Source organism: Parasphingorhabdus sp. (assembly GCF_049667325.1).
Taxonomy (GTDB): Bacteria; Pseudomonadota; Alphaproteobacteria; order Sphingomonadales; family Sphingomonadaceae; genus Parasphingorhabdus.
Window position 1 is genome coordinate 1 of sequence record NZ_JBATHY010000236.1, and the last position, 3785, is coordinate 3785.

Annotated in this window: 7 protein-coding genes; 2 read left to right on the forward strand and 5 right to left on the reverse strand. The window is 57.3% G+C overall.

Annotated features, from left to right (window positions below):
* The first annotated feature begins 31 nt into the window (after positions 1-31).
* Complete coding sequence (locus tag WBM93_RS10545) at positions 32-817, forward strand: hypothetical protein (RefSeq protein ID WP_424431637.1); 786 nt, start codon at positions 32-34, stop codon at positions 815-817.
* Positions 818-988: 171 nt separating this feature from the next.
* Here the strand turns inward: WBM93_RS10545 and WBM93_RS10550 are convergent, their stop codons facing one another.
* The 4 genes from WBM93_RS10550 to WBM93_RS10565 all read right to left on the reverse strand — a co-directional run bounded on the left by WBM93_RS10550 (position 989) and on the right by WBM93_RS10565 (position 2712).
* Positions 989-1141 carry a hypothetical protein gene (locus WBM93_RS10550; protein ID WP_424431639.1) on the reverse strand — a complete coding sequence of 51 codons (153 nt, stop codon included), beginning with the start codon at positions 1139-1141 and terminating at the stop codon, positions 989-991.
* 69 nt (positions 1142-1210) lie between these two features.
* Complete coding sequence (locus WBM93_RS10555; RefSeq protein ID WP_424431641.1) at positions 1211-1639, reverse strand: DoxX family protein; 429 nt, start codon at positions 1637-1639, stop codon at positions 1211-1213.
* Positions 1636-2064, reverse strand: coding sequence for an ion channel (locus WBM93_RS10560; RefSeq protein ID WP_424431643.1), 429 nt, complete (start codon positions 2062-2064; stop codon positions 1636-1638). Before WBM93_RS10560 ends, WBM93_RS10555 begins: the two co-directional genes overlap by 4 nt.
* 6 nt (positions 2065-2070) lie before the next feature.
* Positions 2071-2712: a hypothetical protein gene (locus tag WBM93_RS10565; protein ID WP_424431645.1), complete on the reverse strand. Its 642-nt coding sequence runs from the start codon at positions 2710-2712 to the stop codon at positions 2071-2073.
* Between the two features lie 238 nt (positions 2713-2950).
* On the opposite strand from WBM93_RS10565, the gene WBM93_RS10570 reads away from it, so the two are divergent.
* Entirely contained in the window at positions 2951-3157 is a 207-nt protein-coding gene (locus WBM93_RS10570) for a cold-shock protein (RefSeq protein WP_067200226.1), read from the forward strand.
* A 76-nt stretch (positions 3158-3233) separates the two neighbouring features.
* On the opposite strand, the gene WBM93_RS10575 is transcribed toward WBM93_RS10570, so the two are convergent.
* Positions 3234-3785 (reverse strand): winged helix domain-containing protein (locus WBM93_RS10575; RefSeq protein WP_424431647.1); only part of this gene is annotated, 552 nt, incomplete at its 5' end.

The following is a 3785-nucleotide window of genomic DNA, read 5'->3' on the forward strand; positions in this document are numbered from 1 at the left end:
ACAACCAACCAAATAGGTTATTCTGTCTCCCATGACAGACAAAAAATCTCTCCAAACCCCCTCCACCCCCGACGACACGGACGTCGACTCCTCCGAACCAGACGCCTCCAATCTGGACCGGCACGGCCACGACCCCGCCGCCTATGACTGGGTCCCGGTCTTGCGCAAGCCTCGCAAGGACGGCTGGACGCCGGAGCGGCAGCGGGCGTTTATCGGGGCGCTGGCCGATAGCGGGGTGGTGATCGACGCGGCGCGTAGTGTCGGGATGTCGGATACCGCCGCCTATACGCTGCGCCGGGCACCGGGGGCGGAGGGTTTTGCCGCCGCCTGGGAAGCGGCGCGGCACGCGTCCTCCGGGCGGCTGGTCGATATTGCCTTTGACCGCGCGATCAACGGAGTCGACGATGTGGTGCTCGATAAGGAGGGGCAACATGTCTACACCAAGCGCAAATATAACGACCGGCTGCTGATGTTCCTGATCCGCGCCCACGCGCCCGAACGCTACCGCCACGCCCACCGCGACGGTCGCGCCGCCGGGGAGGGGCAGGAGACCGTGCCCGCGCATCCGCCGGTTGCCGAAGCGCTGAAGCTGCTCGGCCCCGAACCGCCGACCGAGCCGGAGCAATTGCTGTCGCCCGAGGAACTGGATGATGCGCTGGAAATTGCCGATATCATGGACGGCAAATTGCCGCGCTGGCAGCGTCAGGAGCGGACCGGTGATTTAGAGGAGGCTGTTGGATTACCAAAGCTGATAAGGCTTACCCCAAGCAAGCTGCAAATATCTGAAAATGATGATGAATCGGGCGAAGAAAAGTGACAAGGGCACGTCCGGAAAAACCCGTTCTTGGCCCCAACTTTGACAAACTTTGGAGCTGTCTATCTCTTGTACAGATGTGTTTCTACCGTTCGTCCTGAGCCTGTCGAAGGACGGCGTGGGCCTGGAAACATGCTTCGACAAGCTCAGCACGAACGGACCATGCTCCGTCCATCAACTCAGCGCCGGAATGATCCACACCATCGACATCACCACGACCGCCAGCAGCAACGAGGCCGCGAGGACAATTCGGACATTGTGGGGTCCGCGCGGCTTGTTGCTCGCCTCGCGCTCGGTAACTTCGATCTGATCGCCATGTTTTTCCATGTCATGCTCCTTTGCCGTACGCGAACTAGCAAGTTTTATGATAACATGAATACCAGACTTTGGGCAGGTTTACGACTGTTTTGGCTTGAATGGCCAGTTAGTGACGCCGCCGGCGATCAGCGCCCACCAGATAAACACCGGCTGGAAAGCGAGGCGCGGGGCGTGATAGAGCCAGCTCGCACTCTCTCCGCCGATCGCGATATTGTTGATCGCATGGTTGATATTTGCCGGATAGACGCACAGCGCATAGAGCGCGAGGCCGATCCCCGCTGCATAGCGGATATGCGGGATCATCCGGGGCGGGATCGTCAGCCCGATGGCTCCGGCAATTTCCGCTATTCCGGTCCACAGGATGACCTGTTCGGGAAATGGCACCCAATCCGGGGTGATCTGCAGAAAACCGCCCGGCGACCGGATATGGGCGATGCCGGCGAGCAAGTAGATCAGCGCCAGCAAAATCCGGAAAAAACGACGTTTGAAACTTTCTGGTGCGGTCATCTTCCGCTTCTCATCCGGGCGACAACGGTGACAAAGAATGCGGTCGACCATCCAAGCAGGATGACGCCGTTGACCCCTTCGATCGCCGCGACCATGCGCCACGACTGGGAAATGCTCTCGTCATCATATCCGGTGGTGGCATAGGTGATGGTCGAGAAATAGATCGCTTCGCCCAAGTTCGGCAGTGCTTCGAGCAGGAGGAACACAAAGGCATAGGTCCATATCTCTATGCCGTGGAGCAGGAACAAGCCGATGACGAGTACCAGCGTGACGCCGACGCCGTGCAGCGACATCGGGTGGATATGCTCCTGCGCCTCTTCCCGTGCCTCTATGCGTAGAAAGCGGCCGAGGGCGAATATGCCGGCGCCGTGGATAACGACGGTGAGCAAGACCATGCCCGTGGCGACTGCAAGCTGGGCGATCATAAAGGGTCAGTTCCCCCAGGGGGCGGGCGGCACGGCGATCGATTTGGACAGATCGAACTCAACCCGGAAATGGCGACCATCCGCTGATTCGGGCCGGCGCAGTTCATAGGCGAATTGGGCATCGGACTGGCCCGGCGGGCTGATCTCGACGGCCCAGACGTTGGTCACCGACTGATCAAGGCCGTTGGCCTTGAAGGAGGCTATGGATTCGGCGTCTACCGGGAATTCCTGCCGGTCGGCTGTTCCGTCACCGGCCGTATCACCGCCATAGTTGGTGACGCTGTCGAGGCTGCCATCCTGATGCCGGTGCCGGTGCTTCAGGCGTAGTCCCTCTTCGGTGCGGGTGATGAACCATGTCCGCGACCGGTCCCACGTGTCCGGTCCTTCGGCAATATGGAAAGGAATCTGGATTTCGTTGAGGTCGCAGGACGCAGCGTGCATGATCATCGGCTTGCCCGCCATATCGGCATCGGCTTCCTGCTCCGACACCAAAATGCCAGCATAAGCCTTGCCACAGAGCAGACTCAGCCGCTCGAAAAACAGATCCTGCGCGGATGGTTCCGGCGGCGTGTCAGGCGATGAATCGCAGGAAACCAGAGGGATACAGAGAAGAAACGCTGCCGAGCAGGCCAATAGAGATTTGTTCATAACCGCTGACGCTACACAATTTCTGTGGCCCCGGAAACCGTCGAAATACATCTGATTGCTTATTAAGGAATAGGCTGCTATAGGCGCGATAGCTAATAAATCGCGTTACGACGAAATCATGGTTTCGCTACCCCTAAGGTTGCATACTCTTTTTCCCATATCTCGAAGTTGGCCAATCCCGTTCGGTTTTGCATTTTGCAAGATCGGGCATAATTAAGTTATGAATAGGAATAAGACTATGCCTACAGGCACCGTAAAATTTTTCAACACCGACAAGGGCTATGGTTTCATCGCTCCTGAAGATGGTGGCGATGACAGCTTCGTGCACATTACAGCAGTTCAGGCTGCCGGAATGCAGTCGCTCGAAAAAGAACAACGTCTGACATATGATGTCGAAACCGGAAATAACGGCAAGAAAGCCGCTGTAAACTTGCAGCAGGCATAAGCCTAATACCGAAAACGAAAAAGGGCGGGAGTGCATGGCATTCCCGCCCTTTTTTTGTCTTCAATAACCTGCTCGGCTAGCCCCAGTCGAAAGAGAGGCTGCCGCGATTGTAAAGATCAGCGAGCAACGCCACGACAGCATCCGATGTTTGCCATTCAGGATCGATGACAAACTGATCATGCGCGCAGATCATCTCGGCCAGCCCGACCATATCGTCGGCGCATGTAAAACAATCCCCATCGACAAACAGCAGCAGCTTGACCTCGTTCTCGCGAATGAAGGAAAAGCGGCTGGCGGGGTTGCGGAGCAGCGGATTGTCGGCGGTCAGCAAACCGCGCAAATGTTCGATCTCGATCAGTTCTTCCGGTCGCCAGTCCGTATCCGGATATCTTGGCGTGCTGCTATATTCCCCGAACCACCTTGCAAATTCCCTGCGATCAGTCAGCTTTTCCGTGAGCATGGCGTGCAGCCGGTCGATGGAATTCGCAGATATTTCGCCCGGATTTGCCTGTACCGCCAGATCGGGATCGCTATAGCGATCATCATCGGTCATTTTCGGCAGCAGATCGTCGCACCAACTTCCAATCAATTCCTTGCGAGACGGCGAGCGAAAGCCAATACTATAGGT

What these genes read in the sequence shown, in the direction of transcription:
- WBM93_RS10545 (WP_424431637.1), top strand. Translation starts at nt 32, where the DNA reads ATGACAGACAAAAAATCTCTCCAAACCCCCTCCACCCCCGACGACACG.
- WBM93_RS10550 (WP_424431639.1), bottom strand. Translation starts at nt 1,141, where the DNA reads ATGGAAAAACATGGCGATCAGATCGAAGTTACCGAGCGCGAGGCGAGC.
- WBM93_RS10555 (WP_424431641.1), bottom strand. Translation starts at nt 1,639, where the DNA reads ATGACCGCACCAGAAAGTTTCAAACGTCGTTTTTTCCGGATTTTGCTG.
- WBM93_RS10560 (WP_424431643.1), bottom strand. Translation starts at nt 2,064, where the DNA reads ATGATCGCCCAGCTTGCAGTCGCCACGGGCATGGTCTTGCTCACCGTC.
- WBM93_RS10565 (WP_424431645.1), bottom strand. Translation starts at nt 2,712, where the DNA reads ATGAACAAATCTCTATTGGCCTGCTCGGCAGCGTTTCTTCTCTGTATC.
- WBM93_RS10570 (WP_067200226.1), top strand. Translation starts at nt 2,951, where the DNA reads ATGCCTACAGGCACCGTAAAATTTTTCAACACCGACAAGGGCTATGGT.